This window comes from Microtetraspora malaysiensis, from assembly GCF_050947145.1.
Lineage (GTDB): Bacteria > Actinomycetota > Actinomycetes > Streptosporangiales > Streptosporangiaceae > Microtetraspora_A > Microtetraspora_A malaysiensis.
Window position 1 is genome coordinate 4,882,702 of record NZ_CP191998.1, and the last position, 20,963, is coordinate 4,903,664.

Annotated in this window: 20 protein-coding genes and 1 pseudogene; 11 read left to right on the forward strand and 10 right to left on the reverse strand. The window is 70.6% G+C overall.

The features are described 5' to 3' along the window. Window positions 1-107: 107 nt before the first annotated feature. Together ACQP1V_RS23170 and ACQP1V_RS23175 are read left to right on the forward strand one after the other, a co-directional pair. Entirely contained in the window at window positions 108-1,946 is a 1,839-nt protein-coding gene (locus ACQP1V_RS23170; protein WP_433411635.1) for a SpoIIE family protein phosphatase, read from the forward strand. A 227-nt stretch (window positions 1,947-2,173) separates the two neighbouring features. Further along, a complete protein-coding gene (locus ACQP1V_RS23175) occupies window positions 2,174-2,986 on the forward strand; it encodes a hypothetical protein (protein ID WP_433411637.1) in 813 nt (270 codons plus the stop codon). Window positions 2,987-3,058: 72 nt separating this feature from the next. Here the strand turns inward: ACQP1V_RS23175 and ACQP1V_RS23180 are convergent, their stop codons facing one another. After that, the gene (locus tag ACQP1V_RS23180) at window positions 3,059-3,832 is read right to left on the reverse strand and encodes an aminotransferase class IV (protein ID WP_433411639.1); all 774 of its coding nucleotides are present in this window, start codon (window positions 3,830-3,832) and stop codon (window positions 3,059-3,061) included. Window positions 3,833-4,096: 264 nt separating this feature from the next. Here ACQP1V_RS23180 and ACQP1V_RS23185 point away from each other — a divergent pair, with 264 nt between their 5' ends. Further along, window positions 4,097-5,056 carry a tyrosine-type recombinase/integrase gene (locus tag ACQP1V_RS23185; RefSeq protein WP_387414370.1) on the forward strand — a complete coding sequence of 320 codons (960 nt, stop codon included), beginning with the start codon at window positions 4,097-4,099 and terminating at the stop codon, window positions 5,054-5,056. A 61-nt stretch (window positions 5,057-5,117) separates the two neighbouring features. Here ACQP1V_RS23185 and ACQP1V_RS23190 read toward each other — a convergent pair whose 3' ends face one another. The 7 genes from ACQP1V_RS23190 to ACQP1V_RS23220 all read right to left on the reverse strand — a co-directional run bounded on the left by ACQP1V_RS23190 (window position 5,118) and on the right by ACQP1V_RS23220 (window position 10,255). Next, window positions 5,118-6,503 carry an MBL fold metallo-hydrolase gene (locus tag ACQP1V_RS23190; RefSeq protein ID WP_433411641.1) on the reverse strand — a complete coding sequence of 462 codons (1,386 nt, stop codon included), beginning with the start codon at window positions 6,501-6,503 and terminating at the stop codon, window positions 5,118-5,120. A 63-nt stretch (window positions 6,504-6,566) separates the two neighbouring features. Next, entirely contained in the window at window positions 6,567-6,932 is a 366-nt protein-coding gene (gene trxA / locus ACQP1V_RS23195; RefSeq protein WP_433411643.1) for a thioredoxin, read from the reverse strand. A gap of 33 nt (window positions 6,933-6,965) precedes the next feature. Further along, window positions 6,966-7,868, reverse strand: a complete 903-nt coding sequence (locus ACQP1V_RS23200; protein ID WP_433411645.1) for a sulfite exporter TauE/SafE family protein — start codon at window positions 7,866-7,868, stop codon at window positions 6,966-6,968. Window positions 7,869-7,945: 77 nt separating this feature from the next. Further along, on the reverse strand, window positions 7,946-8,536 hold the full coding sequence (locus ACQP1V_RS23205) for a rhodanese-like domain-containing protein (RefSeq protein ID WP_433411647.1): 591 nt from the start codon (window positions 8,534-8,536) through the stop codon (window positions 7,946-7,948). Between the two features lie 112 nt (window positions 8,537-8,648). Further along, window positions 8,649-8,918, reverse strand: coding sequence for a metal-sensitive transcriptional regulator (locus tag ACQP1V_RS23210; protein WP_067133675.1), 270 nt, complete (start codon window positions 8,916-8,918; stop codon window positions 8,649-8,651). Between the two features lie 258 nt (window positions 8,919-9,176). Further along, window positions 9,177-9,392, reverse strand: coding sequence for a hypothetical protein (locus ACQP1V_RS23215; protein ID WP_433411649.1), 216 nt, complete (start codon window positions 9,390-9,392; stop codon window positions 9,177-9,179). Between the two features lie 206 nt (window positions 9,393-9,598). After that, the gene (locus ACQP1V_RS23220) at window positions 9,599-10,255 is read right to left on the reverse strand and encodes a winged helix-turn-helix transcriptional regulator (RefSeq protein WP_433411651.1); all 657 of its coding nucleotides are present in this window, start codon (window positions 10,253-10,255) and stop codon (window positions 9,599-9,601) included. A gap of 77 nt (window positions 10,256-10,332) precedes the next feature. Here ACQP1V_RS23220 and ACQP1V_RS23225 point away from each other — a divergent pair, with 77 nt between their 5' ends. Together ACQP1V_RS23225 and ACQP1V_RS23230 are read left to right on the forward strand one after the other, a co-directional pair. Beyond that, window positions 10,333-10,854 carry a pyridoxamine 5'-phosphate oxidase family protein gene (locus ACQP1V_RS23225; RefSeq protein ID WP_433411653.1) on the forward strand — a complete coding sequence of 174 codons (522 nt, stop codon included), beginning with the start codon at window positions 10,333-10,335 and terminating at the stop codon, window positions 10,852-10,854. Between the two features lie 42 nt (window positions 10,855-10,896). Continuing rightward, window positions 10,897-11,481, forward strand: a complete 585-nt coding sequence (locus ACQP1V_RS23230; protein WP_433411655.1) for a dihydrofolate reductase family protein — start codon at window positions 10,897-10,899, stop codon at window positions 11,479-11,481. Here ACQP1V_RS23230 and ACQP1V_RS23235 read toward each other — a convergent pair. Next, window positions 11,445-11,936: pseudogene (locus tag ACQP1V_RS23235) on the reverse strand (GNAT family N-acetyltransferase); the annotation flags it as partial. The gene ACQP1V_RS23230 and the pseudogene ACQP1V_RS23235 sit on opposite strands and share 37 nt — an antisense overlap. 793 nt (window positions 11,937-12,729) lie before the next feature. On the opposite strand from ACQP1V_RS23235, the gene ACQP1V_RS23240 reads away from it, so the two are divergent. From ACQP1V_RS23240 to ACQP1V_RS23250, 3 genes are all read left to right on the forward strand, one after another. Then, a complete protein-coding gene (locus ACQP1V_RS23240) occupies window positions 12,730-13,380 on the forward strand; it encodes a lysophospholipid acyltransferase family protein (RefSeq protein WP_387414352.1) in 651 nt (216 codons plus the stop codon). 66 nt (window positions 13,381-13,446) lie between these two features. Continuing rightward, window positions 13,447-15,060, forward strand: coding sequence for a penicillin-binding transpeptidase domain-containing protein (locus ACQP1V_RS23245; protein WP_433411657.1), 1,614 nt, complete (start codon window positions 13,447-13,449; stop codon window positions 15,058-15,060). Between the two features lie 98 nt (window positions 15,061-15,158). After that, on the forward strand, window positions 15,159-16,997 hold the full coding sequence (locus ACQP1V_RS23250) for a protein kinase domain-containing protein (protein WP_433411659.1): 1,839 nt from the start codon (window positions 15,159-15,161) through the stop codon (window positions 16,995-16,997). Window positions 16,998-17,089: 92 nt separating this feature from the next. On the opposite strand, the gene ACQP1V_RS23255 is transcribed toward ACQP1V_RS23250, so the two are convergent. Beyond that, window positions 17,090-17,362 carry a DUF3040 domain-containing protein gene (locus ACQP1V_RS23255; protein ID WP_067133652.1) on the reverse strand — a complete coding sequence of 91 codons (273 nt, stop codon included), beginning with the start codon at window positions 17,360-17,362 and terminating at the stop codon, window positions 17,090-17,092. 302 nt (window positions 17,363-17,664) lie between these two features. Between ACQP1V_RS23255 and ACQP1V_RS23260 the strand changes: the two genes are divergently transcribed. The 3 genes from ACQP1V_RS23260 (at window position 17,665) to ACQP1V_RS23270 (ending at window position 20,943) form a co-directional block, all read left to right on the forward strand. Beyond that, window positions 17,665-18,690, forward strand: a complete 1,026-nt coding sequence (locus ACQP1V_RS23260) for an Rv2578c family radical SAM protein (protein ID WP_433411662.1) — start codon at window positions 17,665-17,667, stop codon at window positions 18,688-18,690. A gap of 196 nt (window positions 18,691-18,886) precedes the next feature. Then, window positions 18,887-19,588 (forward strand): class I SAM-dependent methyltransferase, encoded by a 702-nt coding sequence (locus ACQP1V_RS23265; RefSeq protein ID WP_433411664.1) that lies wholly within the window; start codon window positions 18,887-18,889, stop codon window positions 19,586-19,588. Between the two features lie 209 nt (window positions 19,589-19,797). Continuing rightward, complete coding sequence (locus ACQP1V_RS23270) at window positions 19,798-20,943, forward strand: glycosyltransferase family 4 protein (protein ID WP_433411666.1); 1,146 nt, start codon at window positions 19,798-19,800, stop codon at window positions 20,941-20,943. The last annotated feature ends 20 nt before the right edge of the window (window positions 20,944-20,963 follow it).

A 20,963-nucleotide genomic window follows, 5' to 3' on the forward strand; every position in this document is an offset into this window, starting at 1 on the left:
CCTGGCCCCGACCACCGGGCGCGACGCAACCCACTCACCCCCGGGGTCGATGATGGGAGAAGCGCCACAACGGCACGGTGACATCCTCGCCGAGAGGAGACACGGCCATGGCACATCCGCCGCGCCATGAAGGACCACCACCGGAGGCCCCCCACCCCCCAGGCCGCCGACACGACGAGCCGCCCCCGCCCTTCCGCCTTCCCCTGGGCCCCGACGAGCGCGACCAACTGCTCCGGCGCCTCCTCCCCTCCCTCGATGCCGGCGTCTACGTACTCGACAGACAGGCACGCCTCGTCTACATCAACCCCCGCGGCGAGCAACTGCTCCGCCGAACCGCCGCCGACCTCGTCGGCCACGACGCCCACGACCAACTCCACCGCACCGCCGACGGCACCCTCGCCCAACGGTCCGAATGCCGCCTGATCCAGGCGTTCCTCGCCGGCGGCACCACCCACGCGGACAGCGAGTGGTTCGCCAGAGGCGACGGCAGCCTCCTCCCCGTCCGCTGCGTCAGCAGCGCCTACACCATCGACGACGAACCCGCCGGGAACATCGTCGTCTTCTCCCCCCGAACCCCCGACGAGGAGCCGGACCGCTCCCACCACACCGAACTCGTCGACCTCACCGACCGCCTCGCCCTCGTCGCCGAAACCACCGTCGCGCTCACCTCGACCCTCGACATGGACGAGGCCCTGCGCCGGCTCGTCCGGCTCGTCGTCCCACGCCTCGCCGACTGGGCCATCGTCGACCTCCTCGACGACAACGACGAACTACGCCGCGTAACCGTCGTCCACCACGAGAACGGCGCCATCGTCAACGTCACGGACCTCGAAGGCCCCCTGCCCCCCGTGACCGAACACTCCCGGCAACCCCTGTCCCAGGTGCTGCTCGGAGCACCGACCATGCTCATCGAACCCGAAATGTACGACGCCCTCCCCGACTCCGGCATCGCCGCCGTGCAACGCGACCTCTTCACCTCCACCGGCATGCACTCCGCCGTCATCGCCCCCCTGCGAGGCCACCTGCACCAGGTCCTCGGCGCCCTGACCGTCGGACGGGCCGCCGACTCCCGGACGTTCGGCCCCACCGAACTGTCCCTCGTCGACGACATCGGCCGCCGCGCCGGACTCGCCGTCGACAACGCCCGCCTGTACGAGCGGGAACGCCGCTCAGTCGAAACCATGCAACGCCACCTGCTCCCGCCGATGCTCGAGATCGACGACCTGCAGATGACCGCCCGCTACCTCGCCGCGCCACACGCATCCGAAGTCGGCGGCGACTGGTACGACCTGTTCATCCTCCCCGACGGCGTCACCGCCCTCGTCATCGGCGACGTGATCGGCCACGACCTCACCGCCGCCGCCCAGATGTCCCAGCTCCGCAACATCCTCCGCGCGTACGCCTGGGAATACTACGGAGGGCCGCCCAGCTTCGTAGTGGACCGGCTGGACTGGGCGCTCCCCCACATCACCACCGCCACCCTCGCCACGCTGGTGTTCGCCCGCGTGGAAGGCCCCGAAGGCGGCCCCTGGCGGCTGCACTGGACCAGCGCCGGCCACCCGCCGCCCCTGCTGGTCACCGATGACGGCAAGGTCTCCTTCCTGGACGACGGACAGGGCCTCATGCTCGGCGTCGGCATGCCCACCGGACGCCCCAACGCCATCACCCCCCTCCCGCCCCGGGCCACCCTCGTCCTCTACACCGACGGCCTCATCGAGTCGCCGCGCGAGCCCATCGACCGCGGGATGGCCGACCTCGCCCGCCACGCCGCCTCGCTCGCCCGCCGACCGCTCGGCGTCTTCTGCGACCAGCTCATCGCGCGCGCCCGCCCGCAGGACAACGAGGACGACATCGCCCTGCTCGCGCTCCGCCTGCCCGCCCGCCACACCCCGGGCGAACCCGAAACCGCCGCGCGCGGCACCGGTCCGAACCCGCGGGCTTCCTGATCGCCGACCCACGTACGGCGCGGACGGGCGTCTCCCCCGGATCATTCCGGGCGCGTCATCGGGCGACACCGGAGTCCGCCTCTGACGAGTGAGAGGAGATGCTCGCGTCGGGCCGCCTCGGCAAAGGACGCCAGAGAAGGCGAGAGCCCCAGATCCGCGACTTCCGGATCTCGAGCGCCCCGGCTGGCACAATGGCCGCGCTCCGACCACACCACCAGGGAGAACGATTGTCAGAGATCGCCCAGATCGTCACCCAGATCCGCAGCGAGCTGGCGGACGAGCTGCGCGAGCGCCTCCGGGACCACCTGCGCGCCCAGCCCACCGAATGGCTGGTCGAACAGATCCTGGCGCTCACCCACCTCGACGACACCGCCGACCTCTCCACCACCGACCTACCCGCCGGCACGAGCGCGACCGAACCACCCGACGCGCCCACCATCCCGCGCCAGGCCCGTCACGAACGCCCCGTACGCGAGACCGAGGAGGAGCGCGCCGAACGGGCCGCCCGCATCCGCCTCCTCCACCTGGACGAGGAGTCCCTCCCCCGATACCTCCAGCGCTACGCCGCGCTCAAACGCGACGTCCTGGAGGCCGCGGGCTACCTGCGCAACCCGCCACCCAAGGGAGCCGACCTGATCCCCGCGTCCTGCCGCTCCTCTCAGGGCGAGGCGCTGCTGTGCCAGGCCAAGGACGTGCTCCACGCCCTCCTGTTCGGCGGCGAATCCGAAGGCGTACGGCTCAGGCGGGTCGAACGCGAACTCCTCACGCTCACCGTCCCCCACGCCAAGAGCCACTCCGTCGCGCCCCTGCTGGCCGCCGCCGAGATGTGCGCCGAGACCGCGTGGCCCGGCCACCGTCGCGCCGTCACCGACGACCCCGCCGTCGACGCCCTCTGCCAGATCGAGTACGGCGAAGTCGCCGGCGGACTGCTCGGCAACACCCTCGTGGCCACCCTGAGACTGATCAACAACCTGGAGATCAACGAGCAGATCCTCCACGCGCGCACGGAGAGCATCGAACAGAGCACGCTGGAAGCCTGAGACCACCGCGCACGTCCCGGCCCCCGGTGCCCCACGACCGGCGCCACCCCCTCCCACGCGCCGCCCCTGGAATCAGATCCGATCCCAGAGAAGGCTCTCGTACAGCTCGCGCAGCCGCCGCACCGCCGACGGGTCCGTCTTCAGCTCCACCTCGTCCACCCGGCCGACCGCGACCACCCCCTGGGAGTTGGAGAGGAAGACCGCGTCGTACTCCGGCAGGTCACCGACCCGGAGCACACGGCGCTCCTGGCGCACCCCCTCGCGCTCCATCGCCCGCTCCAGCAGCGCCATCGTGATGCCGCGCAGCATCGGCGCCTCCGGCCACACCACGGTCTCGCCGTCGAAGCATCCCACGTTCGTGATCGCCCCCTCCGAGATCACGCCGTCGGCCGTGGTGAGCAGCGCCTCGTCGTACCCCTCGGCCCCCACCCGCAGCCTGAGGTGCTGCTGCGGGAAGCCCCCGACATGCTTGATGTGAGGGAGGAAGCGCTGGTAGCCGACCGACCGGACGCGCCGCGGCGGACCGGCCATCTCGGCCGGCGGCCGCGCCGTGGCGAACACCAGCGGGCTCTCCCCCTCCAGCAGGACGTACACCCGGACACTCGCGTCGCGGACGTCGTCCCCGAGGACCGCCTCGATCGAGCCGAGCAGCCGCTCCCGCCCCAGCTCGCCGCCGAACAGCTCCCGGCTGGCCTCCTCCAGCCGGTCCAGGTGCAGGTCGAGACCGCGCACCCTCCGATCCCGCACCTGCATGGCGGTGAAGTGCCCGTACCTCGCGTCCACGGCGCGGCCGACGTCGGCGCCCACGACCCGCCCCTCGATCACCGTACGCTTGATGGCGATCATCCCCTTCCCCGCGAAGATCCGGCTCGGAAACCCCCATCACGCTAGCCCGGGCCCAGCGGCCGGCGCGCGCCCCGCACGGCTCGCCGCGCGCTCCAGGAAGCCCCGCACGGCTTCTCCATCGAGGGCCGAAGGAGGAGGCCTCTTCCCGTCGCGAGCCCGGCGATTCGAGCGGCCTCCCCTTCGGAGCGGGTTTTCAGGCGGGGAGAGTGATTTTCGAACACCCCGGCGCCTTTACATTGTAGATTTATTATAGGATCGCCGGTGATGAACGTCCCAGCCGTGCCGGAATCCGGCGCTCTCGCCCGGCCCCAGGCGGATCCGTACCACGCCTACCTGGACTCCCTCCCCAGCGCCGAGTCGAAGCGGACCATGCGCGGCTGCCTCGACCGGATCGCCCGCCTCATCACCGGCGACCCCGACGCCACCGGGGCGGGCCAGCCGTGGGAGCGCCTCCGCTACGAGCACACCATCCGCCTCCGTACGGCGATGCGCGAGCAGGACTGGTCCCCCTCCCACGTCAACAAGCACCTGGTGGCGCTGCGGCGCGTGCTCAAGGAGGCGTGGCGGCTCGGTCTGATGACCAGCGAGGACTACCAGCGCGCCGCGGACCTGCCCGCCTTCAAGCACACCCGGGTGCCCGCGGGCCGGCACGTCCCTCCCGAGGTCCTGGGCGCCGCGCTCGCCGCCTGCGACGGCGACGACTCCCCCACCGGGCTGCGCGACGGCGCAATCCTCGCCGTGCTCTACTCCACCGGCTGCCGCCGGGCGGAACTCGCCGGGCTCACCCTGGCCGACTTCGACTCCGCCGCCCGGTCCCTCCGCGTGCGCGGGAAGGGCGACAAGGAGCGGTTCGCCTACCTCACCGCCCCCGCCGTCGCCCGGCTTGAGCTGTGGCTCTCGGTACGCGGCGAAGACGCGGGCCCGCTGTTCTGCGCGATCAACAAGGCGGGCCGGCTCCGCCGTACGCGGATGAGCGGGCAGGCGGTCTCCGACATCGTCGCCCGCCGCCTGTCCGACGCGGGCGCCGCCAAGCGGACCCCGCACGACTTCCGGCGCACCTTCATCGGCGAACTGCTCGACGCCGGCGTGGACCTCGCCACCACCCAGGCGCTGGTCGGCCACGCCTCACCCGCCACGACCGCCCGCTATGACAGACGGCCGGAACGCCGCCGCAGGGAGGCGGTGGACCGGCTGTCCATGCCCACCGCCAAACCGCTGCGCTGACACCGGGAGCGAGGGCCCCGGGGGACGTCGTGTGCCGTCCCCCGGGGCCTACCGTGCCGGCCTATGCCTCGGCGGGCATGACCGCGCGCTGCCAGGCGCCGTACCCGCCGAGCAGGTCCGACACCGTCGCGCGCCGGTGGTGCGTGAGCAGGCTGGCCGCGATGGCCGAGCGGGCGCCGCCCGCGCAGTAGACCACGACCGGGCGGTCGGCCGGGACCTCCGCGAGCCGCGCGGCGAGCTCGGCCAGCGGGATGTTGATCGAGTGCTCGATGGCGCCTTCGGCGACCTCCCCGGCGTTGCGCACGTCGATGAGCACAGGGGGCTCGGCCCCTCCCAGAACCTCGCTCAGCTCGGCGACGGTAACCCTGGAGGAGTGGGCGACCTCGTCGGGCGTGGCGAGGAAGACGGCCTCCGGGTCGCGCAGATATCCGGTGACCGTGTCGAAGCCGATCCTGGCCAGCCGGGTGACGACCTCGTCCTCCCGCCCCTGCGGCGCGACCACGATGATCTCGCTGCCGGGCTTGACGACCATGCCGACCCGCTCGGCGAAACGCCCGTCGGCGGCGACGTTGAGAGAGCCCCGCAGGTGCGCGAGCGCGAACTCCTGGGCGTCCCTGGCGTCGACGACGACCGCTCCGGCGGCCCGCGCGGCCAGGAACTCCGCCGCCGCCAGCGGACGGGCGTGCGCGTCGGCGTCGAGCAGTCCCCGGTTCTTGCGGTTGAGCTCGGCGTCGAAGGCGAAGTAGCCGGGCGCGGACGGCTGCCCCTCGGTGACGATGGCCAGGAACTCGTCCTCGCTCATCGGCGCGCAGGCGTAGTTGCCCACGCGCTGCTGCCCGATCGTCGACCACCTGTCGGTGGACAGGTTCTTGCCGCAGGCCGAGCCGGCGCCGTGTGCGGGGAAGACCCGCACCGCGTCATCGAGCGCCATCAGCTTGCGCTGGACGCTGTCGTAGAGCATCCGGCCCAGCTCGGCGGCGGTGACGCCGAACGAGGCGAGCAGGTCGGGGCGGCCCACATCGCCGATGAACAGCGCGTCGCCGGTGAGCACCCCGTACGGCACGGCGTCGCGGGCGTGCTCGTACACCAGGACACTGATCGACTCGGGGGTGTGGCCCGGCGTTTCGAGGATCTCCAGCACGACCTCGCCCAGCTCGATGCGCTCACCCTCCGCGAGCTTGCGGATGGGGTACTCGGCCTCGGCGCGGCTGCCGTAGCCGATCCAGGCACCGGTTCGGGCGGCCAGCTCCAGGTGGCCGGCGACGAAGTCGGCGTGGAAGTGGGTGTTGATCACGCCTTCGATCCGCAGCCCCTGCGCCTCGGCGTCGGTGACGTACTCAGAGACGTCGCGCCTGGGGTCCACGACCACGGCGCGATCGGTGGTCTCGTCGCCGATCAGGTACGACGCCTGGGACAGGCAGTCCAGGTAGTACTGAGTGAAGATCATTTCATTTCCTTCCACTGTATTGGCGAATACCCCTGGGGGTATATTCCGCGCACAACGGTGTCCTCAGCCCTGCGCCGGCTGACGGGTGAGATGGCGGCGGACCTCCGCCATGTCGAGCGCCCGGACCCGGGCGACCAGGTCATCGAGCATCGCCTCGGACAGCGCCCCGGGCTGGGCGAAGACCACGAGGCCGTCCCGGATCGCGACCAGGGTCGGGATCGAGGTGATGCGGAACGCCGTCGCCAGCTCCCGCTCGGCCTCCGTGTCCACCTTGCCGAACACGAGGTCCGGGTTACGGGCCGCCACCGCCTCGAACACCGGCGCGAAGCGGCGGCACGGCCCACACCAGGCGGCCCAGAAATCCACGAGCACGATGCCGTCGGAGGCGACCATCGTGTTCCAGTTGTCCTTGGTCAGTTCCACGGTCATGACTGCTCCCTCCCTTTCGGATCGCCGCGTTGGTCAGCGGCGGTCGGTCTGCGACAGCTGCGGTACGCGCGTCGCCCGGCCCCTCTGCCGCCGCCCCCGGCGCACGGAGAGCAGGTACGCGGCGACGGCCACGGCCACCAGGGCGGCGGCGGCCAGTACGGCCCGACCCCACGCCGAGTGGAGCAGTTCCGGCGGCACCTGCTGGCTCAGCACGAAGACACCCATCACGAGCACGAACCAGCCGAACGCCTTGCGGAGCCGGTCCGCCTGGATCCGCCCGGCGAGCTGCCCGCCGATGAGGCCTCCGACGACCGCGGCGGCGGTGACGTAGAGCGCGATCGGCCAGTCGATGGGGACGCTTTGCAGGTATCCGGCCAGGCCGGCGAACGACTTCATCGCGATGACGATCAGCGAGGTGCCGACAGCGACGCTCATGGGCAGGCCGCCGAGCAGCACCAGCGTGGGGACCACCAGGAACCCGCCGCCCGCGCCGACCAGCCCGGTGACGACACCGACGACCACACCCTCGACGACCACGTGCGCGATCGGCAGGTCCGTGCGGGCGGGGTCATGTGACGGCGTCTTGCGGCCGCGGATCATCGCGATCGCGGTGGCGGCCATCATCAGCGCGAACGCGGCCATCAGCAGCGCCTCGGGCAGACGCGGCCCGAGCAGGCCGCCGCCGTAGGCGCCGGCCATGCCGGCGGCGCCGAAGATCAGCCCGGTCTTCCATCGGATCCGTCCGGCCCGGGCATGCCCGATGGCGCTGACCGCACTCGTCACGCCCACCACGAACAGGGACATGGCGATCGCCGTTTTGGCCGGGACGCCCGCGACGTAGACGAGCATCGGCACGGTGAGGATCGACCCACCGCCGCCGAACAACCCGAGCGTCAGGCCGACCACCACAGCGACGGCAAGGGTCACGATGAGCATTGCATTGCCTTTCCTCTATACCCGGGGGGGTATATATGAGACAGACGGCCCCGCCGTACGGAACGAAGGAGAAGGGGTCAGTTCCGGGCGCGGGCGGGCCGGGCGATGCAGGCCATCGCCTCGGCGGCGTCGGCCCTGCCGCGGTTGTAGGGCAGTCGGGCGAGCAGCATGCCCATCGCGCAGGTGTCGCTCACGGCGGCGAACACCAGACCCGCACCGACGAAGGCGCCCACGTACCGCGCCCCGGGCAGCCACAGGTCGGCCACGATGGACGTCAGCACGATGCCGCCCGCGACGAGCCGCACCTGGCGCTCAAGGCTCCACTTCTGCCTGCCCCGGACGACGGGCGCGCCGGAGGCGATCCAGGAGTTCATCCCGCCCGACAGCACGGCCGTGCCGGGCAGCCCGGCCTCGCAGAGCTTCTTCTGCGCCTGGGTGGCGCGGTTGCCCGACTGGCAGATCAGCAGCATCGACCCGCCCGCGTCGGCGACGATCTGGCGCAGGTGGGCGTCGACCTGATCGAGCGGCAGGTTGATCGCGCCGTTGATGTGCGCGGTCTCGAACTCCGCAGGAGTCCGCACGTCGACGACGAGCACGTCGGAATTGGACTCGATCAGCGCACGCGCCGTGGTCACGTCGACGGTGGAGGATGCAGCGTTCGTAGTCATCGGATACCTCACTTTCCCTATACCCCTGGGGGTATATTCAGCACATAAAGCGGCCTGGACGGCAGCATTGAACAGCGGAACTTGCTCAGGGGGTGCGTGCGTACGGCGCCGTTTACGCCAGCGCCAAGAACAGCTTCTCGAGTTCGGCCATGCTCATCGGAGCCTGCTCGCCACGCTCCTGGGCGGCCTGGCAGTGCCGCAGGCCGGTCGCGACCAGCTTGAACCCGGCCCGATCGAGGGCCTTGGAGACCGCGGCGAGCTGGGTCAGCACCTTCGCGCAGTCCTCCCCCGCCTCGATCATCGCGATCACGCCGGCCAACTGACCGTGCGCGCGCCGCAGACGCGTCACCGCGTCGCCGACCATGGCCTGGTTCAACTCCATGCCCGTAATGTACCCCCCGGGGTATGTCGATGACAAACGCCGCCGCACTCACATCGTCGAACGCGACCCGAAGAAGACCGGCCGCCTCCACTTGCCGGCGGTCCGATCGGAGCCGGACTCTCCATCGAGGCCAAGTGACCACGGCACAGGCCCCTACGAGGCCAATCTGTCGTGGCGCTTACTGCGCAGGGCCATGAGGGCGAATCCGACCGGAAGGATCACGTGGAACACGCTTCGGCGGTCGTTCACATGTTCCGTTCAGTCACGGGAACCGCGGCGCCGTACGATCGCATCGCTGATTTGCCGTGCCGCTTCGAGTTCGGGTGCCACCCAGCGCAGGCCGGTGTCTTCCACCTCCGCCGGCTCGGCGACTACCTGCGGCAACGGCCTCTCATCCAGATCAGACTGCCACGTTGCCGGGTCCGGCCGCTCCGGCAGGTGCCGGAACCGATGGATTTGCGTCTCGTCGCTCATGTTATGAATGACGCCCCACCTCCTCCCGAAGTTCCTCGCCGAATCATGAACTTCCTGATATCCCCACGAGATCTGGATCGAGGAACCGCTCACTCCGGCAGAGCCGCGCCCATCCACCCGTACGGACGGCTCCGCCTCGGCATGGACACCCGCCCGCACCTCAGCGCAGCCTGACGGCACCCGTTCGGGAAGGCGCCGAGGACCTCCTAACGGATGGGCGGGAATGGCGTCAGGAGGAGGTCGAGGAGGCGCTGCTGGGCGTCTTCTTCGCCGTCGAGGCGCGCGAGGCCGGATCGGGTGGCGTCGTGGACGGTCATCCGGTGATCGCACACGGCACGGAGGGTGTCCACGTCCGTGGTGAGAGCGGCGTCGGGCTGTCCGGTTGCCGGCCGGCGGCTGACCTTTACCGCGTTGTCGGCGACTTCGGCGACGTAGGTGTCGGCGCCGACGCGAAATTCATAGACGCCGCGCAGTTCGGCGGCTCGTGCCGGGTCGAAGCCCGCTTTGATGCTCAGCAACAGGGAGTCGATGCCGAACACGCCTTCAGGCGGAGGTGATGCGTGGCTTCCCCATCTGCCGAGCTCGAGCAGGACGGGTTCGAGGCCGCGGCCCCATTCGGTGAGCTCGTAGAGGTGGACTCGGGCCGGTGGCCCGAGGTCGCGGCGCCGGATGACGCCGTGCTCGGCAAGCTCGCGCAACCGCTGACTCAGCACGTTGGGACTCACGCCGGGCAGTCCGCCGAGCAGGTCGCTGAAGCGTTTGGGACCGAGCAGGAGGTCTCGAACCACCAGCAGCGCCCACCGTTCCCCGACGACGTCCAGTCCGCGGGCCACACCACACAGATCGCCATAGCTACGGCTCATGTCTCCATCCTAGGGCACTAATCCTTAATTAGGACCCCTACTTGTTTTTTAGGACTAGCTCCTTTACGTTGATCGTCATGAGCCTCCTCGACAACGAAGGTGCAGACCTGCCGCAAGGTGACCTACGGCTGCTGGACACGCCCACGGCGCAGCATCTGCTCACCACGTCCCTTGTGGCGCGCCTGGCCTACACCGGCAAGGACGGGACGCCACGGCTGATCCCGGTCAACTTCCTGTGGACCGGCGACGAACTGGTCATCGCCGCGTTCGCCGGCACCTACAAGATCCGGGACCTGCGCGCCCGCCCCGACGTCGCCACGTGCATCGACACCACCGACGCTCCCCCGCAGGTACTCATGCTTCGCGGGCAGGTCGCGCTGACCGAGGTCGAGGGCGTTCTCCCCGAATACGCGACGATGCAGCGCAGGATGATGGGTGAGGAAGCCGGGGCCGCCTATATCCAGGCGATCGATCAACCCGGGCTACGGATGGTGCGCATCGCCCTGCGGCCGACCTGGGTCGGCGTGCTCGACTTCCGGCGGCGGTTCGCGGAACGGACGCCCGCCCCTGTCCTGGCCGCCTTCGGCGCCGGCCGATGACACCACCACGACCCTGAAGGGGCACATATGGGGAAGATCGTTGTGACGGCGTTCGTCACACTCGACGGCGTGATTCAGGCGCCTGGCCTTCCGGACGAGGACCGTGACGGCGGGTTCGAGCTTGATGGCTGGACGGGGCCGTACGCAGACCCGATGGTCGACCAGCGGACCGCTGAGTCGGTGTTGAGCGCGGACGCGCTCCTGCTCGGCCGAAGGACCTATCAACTGTTCGCCGGCTACTGGCCCGGAGCCGATCCAGCGGATCCGAGAACCGCCAAACTGAACAGCCAGCCCAAGTACGTCGTGTCACGGACCCTGCGGACGGCACAGTGGACCAACGCGACGGTGCTCAATGGGGATGATGTGGCCAAGCAGGTCCTTCGGCTGAAGGAGCGACACAACCAGATCAGCGTCTGGGGCAGCAGCACCCTGATCCCCGTCCTGCTACGCGAAGAACTGATCGACGAGTTCGTGCTGTTGACCTATCCCATCGTGGTCGGCGGCGGGAAGAGACTCTTCAGCGGTGACACCCCGCTCGGACTCCAGCTGACCCATACGGCGACATCGGGCTCCGGCGTGATGATGTGTAGTTACCGCCGCGCAGAACCGTCGGCGCCGATCCGATAGAGGACGTGCCGGCGCAGCGGGCTGTCCTGCGCCAGGGCCGGGTGGTCGAAATCGCCGTCCGGGTCGTGCCGCATCCCGATGCGTTCCATCACCCGGCGGGAACGGGTGTTCACGACGGCGGTGAATGAGGTGATCTCCCGCAGGCCGACCGTCCCGAAGCCGTGGTCGAGGGCGGCGCGCGCCGCCTCGCTCGCGTAGCCGTGGCCCCAGGCGGAGCGGGCCAGCCGCCAACCGACCTCCACGCAGGGCGTGAAATGCGCGGTGAACCGCGGTACGGACAGGCCGGTGAAGCCGATGAACTCCCCCGACAGCTCGACGGCCCACAGGCCGAAGCCGCGCTCCTCGAACTCCGCCTCCAGGCGGTCGGCGAGCGCGTCGCTCCGCTCCCTCGTCAGGGTGGACGGGAAGTACTCCATCACCTCGGGGTCCGCGTTCAACGCCGCGAACGGCTCACGGTCCGACTCCCGTCAGCGCCGCAGCACCAGCCGCTCGGTCTCGATCACCTGTTCACCGTACCGGCGGCTGCGCCCCCTGGCGCCGGACGGCGACCCGAGAGGCACGTGAGCTCCGGACGGGCCGGCCTGTGGAACGGCCGGGGCCGCGGGGCCGAGACCCTGGAGCGCCGTGTGAACCCTCCGCGGGAGTGGGGCGTCACACAGGTGCGTTCTCTCTTCCAAGACGAAGGGCCGCTCCATGTGATGGGGGGCGGCCTTTCGCCGTTGCAGGCCACTGAGCCCAACTCGGATCAGGCCGGCGCCCCGGTCGTTCCCTCTCCGCCCGCAGCAGGGCGACTCGGGGGCTCGCGCCGCGGGAACGCGCTCCACCGACCGGCCTCCACTTCTCACACGAAAAATCCTGACAAAACGGATATAGCATCACATAACGAACCGACTGTGGAGAGGCTGTGAATCCGGGGAGCCGGAATGACCACGGCCGGCCGTCCTATAGGCTTAGTACTGCCGATGTGGATGTGTCCCCCGGGCCGCAATTACCGCCTTCACGGAATACCGTTCGGCTGGAGCCGTGTTGTGCCTCTCGCCGAGGAGGCGACCACCACATCGGCTTAAACGTGGAAAACCCCCGCGAGACCCGCTCTCGCGGGGGTTTTCGCTACCCAAAACGACGATCAGGTCAAGCCGTACCGAACCTTGGGACGCGACGCGCACGGCGGTCACACCCCGCGCTGGCTTAGGGTTGATCGCGTCGTCGCCCACGCAGGCAGGACGGCGGAGATCCGAAGGAGTACCCGTGCTCTACCGCATCGCCAAGATTGTCACCGCGCCCACCGTGCGGCTGCTGTGGCGCCCGGTGATCGAGGGCAGGGAGCACGTGCCCGAGACCGGACCCGCGATCCTCGCGTCCAACCACCTCTCCATCCTCGACTCGTTCTTCCTCCCGGCGCTGCTGCCGCGAAAGGTGACGTTCGTCGCCAAGAACGAATACTTCACCGGCAACCCGGTGACGGCGATGTTCATGCGCACCACGGGCAACCTGGCCATCGACCGGGAGAGCGCCGGCGCCGCGCAGGCCATGCTGGACGCCGCCGCGCAGGTGCTCAAGGAGGGCGAGCTCTTCGGCATCTATCCCGAGGGCACCCGCTCCCCCGACGGCCGTCTCTACAAGGGCAAGATCGGCGTGGCCTGGCTCGCGCTCACCACCGGCGCCCCGGTCATCCCGGTCGCCATGAAGGGGCTCGACCGTGTGCTGCCCCCGGGGGCCACCGTGCCACGGCTCACCCGCATCGGGGTACGGCTCGGCGCCCCGACCGTCTACACCGGCGACCCGGGCAGCGCCCGCGATCGGCGCCGGGTCACCGACGAGATCATGGCCGGCATCCGCGACCTGTCCGGCCAGGAGTACGTCAACAAATACGCGGCCAGCGTCAAAAACTCTTCTTGACCGAGGCATGTAGGGCGATTTGACCGCGATAGGCTCTGTGCCGGTTTCGAGGCTGGGAGGCGGCGCATGCCCCGAGGACGTACGATCGCGATCTCAACCGCCGTCGCGGTGGTTCTGGCCGGGGGCGCGGCGGGCGGCGCCTACTACGTCCTGCACACCAGGGGCACCCCGCAGGAGACCGCACGGCGGTTCGCCGACGCCTGGTCCCGGGGCGACCTGACCGCGATGAAGGCGGAGCTGACCGCGCAGGCGCCCGGCTTCGACGCGGCCTACGCCGAGCTCACCAAGAACCTCGGCGCGACCGCGGTCGCCGTCGCCCTCGGCGCGGTCACCCCGTCCGGAGACGACCGGGCCACCGCCGCCTATCGCGCGACGGCCACGCTGAAGGACGTCGGCGAGTGGGCCTACGACGGGACGATCGACCTCGTGGTCAAGGACCACTACTGGAAGGTCGCCTGGACCCCGCGCGCCGCGCATCCTGAGCTGACCGGCACGAACCATCTGTCCCTCAAGACGACCTGGCCGGCCCGAGGCAAGATCACCGACGTGGCCGGGAACCGCATCGACGGCGGCGACGTGGGCGGGTCGGTCGCGCAGCTCGTCGGCTACCTCGACAAGGCGGCGGCCAAGGACGTCAAGGCCCTGGGCTCGGCGTACAAGGCCGGCGACGCCATCGGACGCGGCGGCCTGCAGGAGGCGTTCCAGCGGCGGCTGGCCGGCACGCCGACCACCGAGATCCGGGGCGGCGACAAGACGCTGAAGACGATCAAGGGCGCGGCGGGGCGCGACATCACGACCAGCCTCGACCTGCGGGTCCAGCGCGCGGCCGCCGACGCCGTACGCGACGTGAAGAAGCCCACCTCGCTCGTCGCCGTACGGCCGTCCAGCGGCGAGATCCTCGCGGTCGTCAACAACGTGGGCGGCTTCAACCGGGCGCTGGACGGCCGCTACCCGCCCGGCTCCACGTTCAAGACCATCACCGCCGCCGCCCTGCTGGCGGAGGGCCTGACCCCGTCGGCGCGGGTCACCTGCCCCGAGACCGCCAGCGTCGGCGGCCTGAAGATCCGCAACTCCGACCACGAGGCGTTCGGCGCGTTGTCGTTCCTCGACTCTTATGCGCACTCGTGCAACACGACCTTCGCCCCGCTGGCGGCGGCCAAGCTCGGCGCGCAGAAGCTCTACGACATCGCCTCCGACCTCGGCTTCAACCAGCCGCTCAACATCGGCGTCCCCGTCACCAAGGCGAGCATGCCCAAGGCGAGCAGTGACGCGGAGCTGGCCGCGGAGTCCTTCGGCCAGGCCCGGATCACCGCGAGCCCGTTGGTCGTCGCGACGGTCGCCGCCGCGGTGGCGGACGGCACCTGGCGCCCGCCGACCCTGGTGCCCGACCTCAAGCAGAAGGTCACGCCGAAGAAGCTGCCGGACGGTGTCGCCGAGCAGTTGCGCTCGATGATGAAGGCCGTCGTGAGCAAGGGCACGGCTCGCTCCGCGGGCCTCCCCGCCGGTACGGCAGGCAAGACCGGGACGGCCGAGTTCGGCACCGGCGAGAAGCTGGACTCCCACGCCTGGTTCATGGGTTACCGCGGCGACGTGGCCTTCGCCGTCGTCGTCGAGGGCGGGGGCGGCGGCGGGAAGGTCGCCGCGCCGATCGCCGCCGCCTTCCTCAAGGGCCTCGGCTAACCGGGGAGCGTTCGCCGCAGGTCCCGGCCTCCTCGGAGATCTCTGTAGGCTTTGCCGCTGAATGTGCGAAATATGACGGTACGCGGTTGGATGGCGTGGTGAACGACCTCACTCCGGGAGACCCCCCTCACATCGGCGCATATCGCCTGCTTGGACGCCTGGGCGCGGGCGGCATGGGCACGGTCTACCTCGGCGAGTCCCCGGACGGCCAGCAGGTCGCCATCAAGGTGATCAACCCCGAGTTCAGCCGGCACGAGCAGTTCAGGATGCGCTTCCGCCGCGAGGCCGACGCCGCGTCCCGGGTCCGCCGGTTCTGCACCGCCGCGGTGATCGAGGCCGCGCTCGACGGCGACCAGCTCTACGTCGTCACCGAGTTCGTCCCCGGCCCCAACCTGGAGGAGGCCGTACAGTCGTCCGGGCCGCTGCGCGGCTCCAGCCTGGACGCCCTCGCCGTGGGCGTGGCGACCGCGCTGGCGGCCATCCACGGCGCCGGAGTGATCCACCGCGATCTCAAGCCGTCGAACGTGCTGCTCTCCCCCGTCGGACCGCGCGTGATCGACTTCGGCATCGCCCGCGCCCGCGACACGCTCGGCGGGATCACCGGCACGGGCGAGCTGATCGGCACCCCGCGCTACATGTCCCCCGAGGTGCTGCGCGGCGAGCCGATCACCCCGGCCTGCGACGTCTTCTCCTGGGGCTGCCTCGTCGCCTTCGCCGCCACCGGCCGCGCGCCGTTCCACGGCGAGACCCTCCACGCCGTGCTGTACCAGGTGCTCAACAACGAGCCGGACCTCGAAGGGCTGGAGCCGGCGCTGCGCGACCTGGTCGCCCGCGCGCTGGCGAAGGATCCCGAGTGGCGGCCCACCTCGCAGCAGCTCCTCGACCAGATGGTGGGCCGGGCCGCCGCGCCGGAGCAGACCGCGCACTCGGTGCAGACGACCTGGCAGCAGACCGCGACCGTCCCCGCCGCGCCGCAACACACGACCGCGTACACGGCGCAGGCGCCGTGGGCCTCCGCGCCTGACGGGCGGCCGCCGTCCTGGTCCCCGCCGGGCGCGTTCGGGGCGGAGGCCCCGACCGGCCCGCGGCCCGGCGCCGACGTCACGCGGCCGTCCTCCTCGGCCCACCGCACCCGGCTGCTGATCGGCGCGGGCGCCGCCGCGCTCGTCGTCGCGGTCGGCGTCACCCTGTACACGGCGCTTGCCCCTGGCGGACCGCCGACCGACCTGCTGCTGCTCTACCAGGACGACTTCAGCCGGAGCGGCACCGGCTGGGGCAGCACCTACACCGGCGAGAAGTACCAGCGGCAGGGGTACGCGCCGGGCGGCTTCTACGCCTTGGACGCCTACGGCGAGGACAAGAGCGAACTGGGAGAGGACGCCCCGATCCCCTTCACCGCCGAGCCGCAGAGCCCCTCGCCCGGTGAGACGCCGACGCCGACCGTCCCCGATGACTACCTGCTGGGCGTGGAGACCACGGTCAGGGGTGTGGCGGGCGGCACCGGCGAGTACGGCCTGTACTGCCGGCAGGATCCGCAGGGAAGCAAGGTCACCCGGTACGAGTTCCTCCTCGACACCGCCGGGCGGGCGCGGATCAGGAAGGTCGTGGAGGACGCGGGCGGTGACCTGACCGCCCGGGCGCAGACGGACGCGAAGGTCGCGGACGACGTCGGCAACGACCAGTCCTCGCCGGACGGGACGGACGCGGCGAAGAAGGGCGAGCCGACCAGCCTGCAGGCCAGGTGCCGGACGACCCAGGAGGGCGTCGAGCTGACCATGTGGGTCAACGGGTCCCGGGCCGCGTCGGTGGTCGACGCCCGGCCACTGCCGAGGGGCCTGGTCGGCATCATGGCCCGGGTCGGCGAGAAGAGCACGGCGACGCTCAAGGTCGGCTTCGACAACTTCACCATGCACGGGTCGCCCGAGGCCGCGCGCTGACCTCACGGCCGAGCCCGGCCCCGGAAGGAACCGGTCAGGCCACGGGCGTGACGGGCCCGGCGTTCGGCGAGGCGGCGGGCGTGCCGGGCGGCTCAGGCGGGAAAGGCGGCGGCGTCGTTGTGCAACGCCATGATGAGCAAGGTGGCGATCAAAGTGGCGATCAGCAACCAGCTCACCACGATGATGATCGTCGACCGCCGCGGCATGCCTCGCCGTCGCACGTGGTCATCACGCCGGCGTCCCCGCTGCCGGCGCTCGACCCGCTCGTTGAACGAATCAAGCCGGGCGGCGAGCCGCGGATCCTCATCGGTGAGGTGCTGTTCGATCAACGCCAGCATCCGCTCTTCATCCTGCGACCAGGCCATAATGGCGCACCTCCCGGTAATGCAAGGTGTGTGCGGACGTTCTGCCCAACGATGAAGATCGTTAGCCGTTTCCTGGTCGGGTATTTGCGATCCGTTGGCGTCGCGGGCGGCGCGTGTCGACGGCACCAGAGAAGAAGTAACTCCGCGTAACTTTTGCGGCCGGAAGTGCCCGTTGAACCTGATTGCAGCGTCTTGTGCCGCCCATCCGATCACCGACCGATCGCGATGCTCGCCGGACACGGGAGCCCGCGGACCGGCGCCCCGAGTTGCGAACCGCCTCGAAACCTTGTTCTAATCGAGTCATGCGCTGGGACAACCTGCGGCTGGACGACACCGGCCAGGGCGAGCCTGCCGTTCCGCTCTTCGCCCGCGGCGCGGTGACCAGGACGTTCGACACCCCGGAGTTCCGCGGCATCACGTTCTACGAGGTCCACGCCCGCTCGATCGTCAACCGGGTGCCCGGGGCGAGCCAGGTGCCGTTCGAGTGGACCGTCAACCCCTACCGGGGGTGTAGCCACGCGTGCGTCTACTGCTTCGCCCGCCGGTCGCACGAGTACCTCGACCTGGACGCCGGCCACGACTTCGACTCGAAGATCGTGGTGAAGGTCAACGCGCCCGACCTGGTCCGCAAGGAACTGGCCGCCCCCCGGTGGCGCGGCCAGTCCATCGCAATGGGGACCAACGTCGACTGCTACCAGCGGGCCGAGGGGCGATACGCGCTGATGCCCGGCATCATCACCGCGCTCAGGGACGCCGCCAACCCCTTCTCCATCCTCACCAAGGGGTCGCTGATCCTGCGCGACCTCGACCTGCTCGCCGAGGCCGCCGAGGTGACCGAGGTGAGCACGGCCGTGTCGGCCGGCTTCCTCGACAGGGACGTGTGGCGCTCGGTCGAGCCGGGGACGCCCGCGCCGCGCAAGCGGCTGGAGGTCTGCGCCACGCTCAACGGCCGCGGCGTTCCGTGTGGCGTGCTGATGGCCCCGATCCTCCCCTACCTCACCGACTCGCCGAGCGCGCTGGACGCGGCCGTACGCGAGATCGCGGCGGCCGGGGCGACCCACATCGCGCCGATCGTGCTGCACCTGCGCCCCGGCGCCCGGGAGTGGTTCCTCGCCTGGCTCTCCCGCGAGCACCCGCGTCTCGTCCCGCGCTACCAGGAGCTGTACGGCAGGGGCGCCTACGCTCCGAAGGCGTATCGGGAGCGGATCGGGCGCGAGGTGGCCGAGCTGGCGCGGCAATACGGCGTGGGGCGCTCCACCGGCCGGGCGGCGCGCACGGTCCGACGGCCGCGGCCTCCCGCGGCGCCGGAGCAGCTCTCCCTGCTCTGACCTCTCCGGGCACGAGCACGGTCCGACCCCGGCGCATCGCCTCACACGGCCCACGTGACGCGATGCGTCCCCCCGGACGACCCTTCGATGGGATCCTGTCCGCGACCGTCCGCGCTCCCGCTTCCCGGTGCGGTGTCGAGGCACCGGGGCGAGGGCCGCACCGGCGGTCTCGGCGACGCGGCGGGAAGGCTCGGGCATGGAGCAGCTGGTACGGGCGCACACACGACTGGCGGCCGTGCCGTACGTGCCGGAGATCCGGCTGCACCTCGCGCCGGCCGAGGAGCAGGACACGGTGTTCGGGCTCTGGGAGCGCACCGGCGACCTGCCGTACTGGGCGTACGCGTGGGCGGGCGGCCAGGCGCTGGCCCGCCACGTGCTCGACCACCCGGAACTGGTGCGGGGCCGCACCGTGCTGGACCTCGCCTCGGGCTCGGGCCTGGTCGCCGTCGCCGCCGCCGTGGCGGGCGCGGCGGCGGTGGTCGCCAACGACATCGATCCGCACGCCGCGGCGGCCATCGCGCTCAACGCCCGCGCCAACGGGGCGGCCGTGACCGTCCGCCGGGGAGACATCCTCGCGACGACGCCCCGGGAGGACGTGGTGCTGGTCGGCGACGCCTTCTACGACGCGGCGCTCGCCGAGCGGGTGACGCCCTTCCTTCTCCGGGCACGGCCCGCCCCGGACGATCAGGCTCCGGACCGGGATACGGCGGGCACGGGTGCGGCGAGGGAGACCGCGGACGGACGTGGGGCGGCGGGGCGGACCGTGTTGGTGGGCGCCCCGGAACGCGCCTGCTCCTACCTGCCACGGCGCCTCTTTCAGCCGGTCGGCGTCCATCTGGTCCCCGCCGTCCTGGAAGACGTTCCGTACAAGCGCACGACCATCTGGCATCTAATGTGATGCAGATCACCACAACGCTTTTACGTCCTTCTTCGTCCTAGTAAATAGGGGTAAACATTGATACAGGACGGGGACTTATTTTGTCTTTTACGGGGATATTGCGGCGCTCTGCGGTCAAAATTCGTTCAGCACGCGACAGAAGTCGCGCTCGGCGCGCGGAGCCCCGAAACGCCCATGAGGTACGCATCCTCCTTTTGCATGCAAATGGAATGGGCGGCACCATCCGCACCGTGTTCAACCTCGCCGGCTACCTCGCCAGAGAGCACGACGTCGAGATCGTGAGCGTGGTCCGGGAACGCGAGGAGCCCTTCTTCCCCGTACCGCCCGGCGTGCGGATCCGATACCTGGACGACCGGCTCCCGCGCCGCAAGGGCCTGCTGTCCCGCTTCCCCAGCAGGCTGATCCCGCAGGAGGAGGCCGCCCACCACTGGTTCACGCTGCGCACCGATCTCAAGCTCATCCGTTACATCCGGGGGCGGCGGCGCGGCGTGCTCATCGGGACCCGCCCCGGCCTGAACCTGATCATGTCGCTGGCCGCCCCTCCGGAGATCACCACGATCGCGCAGGAGCACGGCAATCTCAGCGGCCACGGCCCGGAGCTGCGCAAACAGATCGTCCGCCGGTACGGCCGGCTCGACGCGGTCGTCACCCTGACCCAGACCGACCTCCGGGCGTACGAGCGGGCGCTCAAAACACGGCCGCGGCTGCTCGCCCAGGTGCCGAACGCGGTGACGAGGCTGACGGGCGGCCGCTCCCCCCTCACCGAGAAGACCGTCATCGCGGTCGGCCGGCTCACCTACGGCAAGGGCTACGACCTGCTGATCCGCGCGTGGGCGCACGTCGCGGCCCGCTACCCCGACTGGACACTGCGCATCTTCGGCGACGGCCCGCGCCGCGAGAAACTCCAGGCGTCGATCGACAAGCGGGAGCTGACCGGGAAGGTGCTGCTCATGGGGTCGGTCCCCGACGTCGGCCCCGAGCTGGCCAAGGCGTCGCTCTACGTGCTCAGCTCGCGCGGCGAGGGCCTGCCGATGGTCATCCTCGAGGCGATGAGCAAGGGCGTGCCGGTGGTGAGCTATGACTGCCCGACCGGCCCCGCCGAGCTGATCACCCACGGACACGACGGCCTGCTCGTCAAGCCCCAGAAGATCCACGCGATGGCCGACGCGATCTGCACCCTCATCGAGGACGAGGAGCTGCGCCGTACGTTCGGCGCCAACGCCCTGGAGAAGGCGGCCCGCTACGACCTGGACGTCATCGGCGCGCGCTGGGAGGAACTGCTGCACGACCTGTGCCGCGAGGAAGCCGCGACACCGGCCGATCGGGACCCGGAGACGATCCCCGCAGGCGAGTAGGCCCCCACGCCGAAGCGGCG

Coding starts and splice junctions, on each gene's coding strand:
- ACQP1V_RS23170 (WP_433411635.1), top strand. CDS start 108: ATGGCACATCCGCCGCGCCATGAAGGACCACCACCGGAGGCCCCCCAC.
- ACQP1V_RS23180 (WP_433411639.1), bottom strand. CDS start 3,832: ATGATCGCCATCAAGCGTACGGTGATCGAGGGGCGGGTCGTGGGCGCC.
- ACQP1V_RS23185 (WP_387414370.1), top strand. CDS start 4,097: ATGAACGTCCCAGCCGTGCCGGAATCCGGCGCTCTCGCCCGGCCCCAG.
- ACQP1V_RS23190 (WP_433411641.1), bottom strand. CDS start 6,503: ATGATCTTCACTCAGTACTACCTGGACTGCCTGTCCCAGGCGTCGTAC.
- trxA (WP_433411643.1), bottom strand. CDS start 6,932: ATGACCGTGGAACTGACCAAGGACAACTGGAACACGATGGTCGCCTCC.
- ACQP1V_RS23200 (WP_433411645.1), bottom strand. CDS start 7,868: ATGCTCATCGTGACCCTTGCCGTCGCTGTGGTGGTCGGCCTGACGCTC.
- ACQP1V_RS23205 (WP_433411647.1), bottom strand. CDS start 8,536: ATGACTACGAACGCTGCATCCTCCACCGTCGACGTGACCACGGCGCGT.
- ACQP1V_RS23210 (WP_067133675.1), bottom strand. CDS start 8,918: ATGGAGTTGAACCAGGCCATGGTCGGCGACGCGGTGACGCGTCTGCGG.
- ACQP1V_RS23215 (WP_433411649.1), bottom strand. CDS start 9,392: ATGAGCGACGAGACGCAAATCCATCGGTTCCGGCACCTGCCGGAGCGG.
- ACQP1V_RS23220 (WP_433411651.1), bottom strand. CDS start 10,255: ATGAGCCGTAGCTATGGCGATCTGTGTGGTGTGGCCCGCGGACTGGAC.
- ACQP1V_RS23225 (WP_433411653.1), top strand. CDS start 10,333: ATGAGCCTCCTCGACAACGAAGGTGCAGACCTGCCGCAAGGTGACCTA.
- ACQP1V_RS23245 (WP_433411657.1), top strand. CDS start 13,447: ATGCCCCGAGGACGTACGATCGCGATCTCAACCGCCGTCGCGGTGGTT.
- ACQP1V_RS23255 (WP_067133652.1), bottom strand. CDS start 17,362: ATGGCCTGGTCGCAGGATGAAGAGCGGATGCTGGCGTTGATCGAACAG.
- ACQP1V_RS23260 (WP_433411662.1), top strand. CDS start 17,665: ATGCGCTGGGACAACCTGCGGCTGGACGACACCGGCCAGGGCGAGCCT.
- ACQP1V_RS23265 (WP_433411664.1), top strand. CDS start 18,887: ATGGAGCAGCTGGTACGGGCGCACACACGACTGGCGGCCGTGCCGTAC.
- ACQP1V_RS23270 (WP_433411666.1), top strand. CDS start 19,798: ATGGGCGGCACCATCCGCACCGTGTTCAACCTCGCCGGCTACCTCGCC.